Raw genomic sequence first — 3,366 nt, 5'->3', positions numbered from 1 at the left:
CGATAATCGTGAGGCAATGTACAATGCCATTAAAAACATGAAAATGGAAGATCTACGAGATTTCTTTAATAAAAACATTAAAGGAGAAAACTACAATGTTATGGTAATAGGTAATAAAAAAGATATCGATTTCAAAGCCCTTAAAAAGTTAGGAGAAGTGCAAGAAATGGATGTAGATTATTTATTTAATTACGAAAAACCAGAAGCAGTTAAGTTATAATACTTAGTGCTTATAAACTATAGAATAGAATAATGTAAAAATCTATTCATAACTAAAGCCTCACAATTAATTGTAAATTGTGTGGCTTTTTTTATTCATAACAACGAGTAATTGTTATATTTGATATACTAATAAAACCTAAATATAAAATGTAGCTTGTATACTAAAAAATACATCATTTTAAAGAGTGATTTATAGAAAATAGTATGTAAGTTAAAAAGTACTAAATAAAAACACATGAAATTATTAGAAGGTAAAACAGCTATAATAACAGGCGCAAGTCGTGGAATAGGAAAAGGAATCGCTCAAATTTTCGCACAACAAGGTGCTAATGTAGCCTTTACATATAGTTCGTCTGTAGACGCAGCTAACGAATTAGAAAAAGAATTAAATGCTTTAGGAATTAAAGCAAAAGGCTATAAAAGTAATGCAGCAAGTTTTAACGAAGCTCAAGATTTAGCAGCAGAAGTTTTAAAAGAATTTGGTTCTATCGATGTTTTAATTAACAACGCAGGAATTACAAAAGATAATCTTTTAATGAGAATGGGAGAGGAGGACTTCGATAAAGTAATAGAAGTAAACCTTAAATCTGTTTTTAACATGACGAAGGCAGTACAACGTACAATGCTTAAGCAGCGTAAAGGGTCGATTATAAATATGAGTTCTGTAGTTGGAGTAAAAGGTAACGCAGGGCAAACAAATTATGCGGCATCTAAAGCTGGTATTATAGGATTCTCCAAATCTGTAGCTTTAGAATTAGGATCTAGAAACATTAGAAGTAATGTAGTCGCACCAGGCTTTATAGAAACAGAAATGACTGCAAAATTAGATGAAGACACAGTAAAGAGCTGGAGAGCGGCAATTCCTTTAAAAAGAGGGGGGACACCTGAAGATATTGCAAATGTATGTGTATTTTTAGCTAGTGACATGTCGGCCTATGTAACCGGGCAGACACTAAACGTAGATGGCGGAATGCTGACTTAAGAATAATTACATAAAAAGACTTAAACATACATATGAAAAAACAAATAATATTTCTAGTGTTCTTGTTTATGCTTACAGCAATTAATGCTCAAGTAAGTGTAGGTCCAAAGCATATTGGGAAGTCTAAAAATTTCCCTAAAGGACGTTTAGATAAGTTTAAAGGAACAGAAACTATATTTGTATTGTCAGATATTATAGATCAAGAGACTTATAAAAAAATATTAGATGATTCTTGGGATATAACTCCTTATAAATTAGTAAAACAGGATGATTTTGATATTTTAAATTATGTTGATGATAAATACTCTTTTGCAAATTTAGAAGGATATCATGTAACAAAGACAACGAGATCTGGAGCACAAGTAGATTATTTGTATATCTATATAAATTTTTTCATGCTAGATTCTGAAGATTTAAAAAAGGATTTAAGTAAATTAAAAAAGACTAGTAAAAAATATAAAAAGAAGGTTGTAAAAGCTATTTCTTCAAATAGAGAAAATTTAGCAAGAATAGATATGTTTCCTAAAGACACATTTTTGCCAACAGCTTTAAGTTCAGAGTCAGAAGTTATAATGGATAGTATCTATAATAAAGATGTTTTTTATAATTACAAATCTGGTTTTCTTAAAAATTATTTTCAAAAAGTAAATAACCAGTTAAAAACAGGTGAAGAATACTGGATGTATGAAAATGATAATTTATCAGAATTAAAAAAATTAGCAAAACAAACTTTATATATTCCTAACTACCATTTAAATGAGTTCAATCCTTGGAAAATGAAAAACAAAAAGGATAAAGATGGTTTTAAAAAAGTAATTAGTAATTATGAGTATAAGTTTGAGTTTCAAGATGAAAACGAAATTGACAGACGAATTTTAGCTGGAGAGGAATTTTATTACCTTCGTTTTGTTAGAGTTAATTCGCAAAAATTTGTACATATTGTAAACTCTAAAACAGGTGAAATAGTATATAGAAACTATGTAGCGGGCATTATGTCTTCTTATAATTTAAAGTCACGACATATTAAGGATATTAATAGTAAAATTAAAAAATCACTAAAAAAATAGTTGATTTAACCATCTTTAGTGTATTATTGTTGCTTATCAATCTTAAATTTGAACAAGTAAAAGTATATACAAAAAAACAAATTTAGTATTAGCTATAGAGAGCATGAGTTCTGTAAAATACTTTAAATAGGTTTGAAAACGTTATAGTTTTATTAAGGCATTGCAAAAATAATGAAGCTTTGAACGATATGTTTAATATTATTCCTTGTTATGTTTAAAGAAGTTTTAAAATCTAATTAAAATATAGTAAGCTTTGATGAAGTTCAAGATTTGGAAGAGTAAGTTTTAAAAGAAAATTTGAATCTATTGATATTTTAATAAATAATATTGGTTTAACTAAATGTAGTATTACATTATGAAAAAAAACATTCTATTAGCATTGTTAATGTTTTGTAACGTATATGCAGCCATTGCGCAAAGCAATGATTGGTTTAAAGTTAAAGACACAGACGCTGCGTACATAATTTCGTACCCACAAGAACCTGAAAAAGGTTCAGATGATGTTCCTACAGATAAAGGAACTGTAAAAATGAATACCTACACTTTACAACCAGACGGAGATGTAAACTTAATCTATATGTCTTCATTTACAGAATATCCAGCATCATTTTTTCCAAACAAATTAGCGACTTTAGAAAAGCAAGATGAAGTATTAAAAAATAGTGTAAATGGAGCTGTTACTAATACAAAAGGAACACTAATACAGGAAGAAAAAATCTATTTTAATGGCTACAGAGGAAGAGATATTAAAATAGCAATAGATGGCGGTTATATTATTAAAATGAAAGTATTATTAGTAGGTATTAAACTATACTTAGCACAAGTAATTTATAAAGAAGAGAATGATGATAACGAAAGCCAAAAACGTTTTTTCGACTCTTTCGAACTTATAAACGTAAAAGAATAGTTGACAACACAAACACTTCTATACATAATATTTGCAGGAATAATAGCATTATTACTTGCGTTATTCCAATACCGATATAAACAAAAAGGGAATTCTAAAAAGAATACCCTTTTTGCTTTTTTAAGATTTTTATCCATTTTTGGAATCCTTCTGTTACTTATTAACCCAAAATTTGAACAGATTAAAGT

5 protein-coding genes are annotated in these 3,366 nt (G+C 28.2%); all 5 read left to right on the top strand.

The features are described from left to right. Positions 1 to 220: hypothetical protein (locus tag ACVC2P_RS07825; RefSeq protein ID WP_452597922.1), on the top strand; the 220-nt coding region annotated here is incomplete at its 5' end. Positions 221 to 457: 237 nt separating this feature from the next. Further along, on the top strand, positions 458 to 1,204 hold the full coding sequence (gene fabG / locus ACVC2P_RS07820) for a 3-oxoacyl-[acyl-carrier-protein] reductase (protein WP_452597921.1): 747 nt from the start codon (positions 458 to 460) through the stop codon (positions 1,202 to 1,204). Between the two features lie 32 nt (positions 1,205 to 1,236). Beyond that, the gene (locus tag ACVC2P_RS07815; RefSeq protein ID WP_452597920.1) at positions 1,237 to 2,271 is read left to right on the top strand and encodes a hypothetical protein; all 1,035 of its coding nucleotides are present in this window, start codon (positions 1,237 to 1,239) and stop codon (positions 2,269 to 2,271) included. A gap of 355 nt (positions 2,272 to 2,626) precedes the next feature. Beyond that, positions 2,627 to 3,178: a hypothetical protein gene (locus ACVC2P_RS07810; RefSeq protein WP_452597919.1), complete on the top strand. Its 552-nt coding sequence runs from the start codon at positions 2,627 to 2,629 to the stop codon at positions 3,176 to 3,178. Then, positions 3,179 to 3,366: hypothetical protein (locus tag ACVC2P_RS07805; protein WP_452597918.1), on the top strand; the 188-nt coding region annotated here is incomplete at its 3' end. It lies immediately after the preceding gene.

The sequence above is a fragment of the Pontimicrobium sp. MEBiC01747 genome, assembly GCF_053601635.1.
The sequence above is the reverse complement of the archived record's forward strand: the minus strand, read 5'-3'. Positions and strand labels throughout refer to the sequence as shown.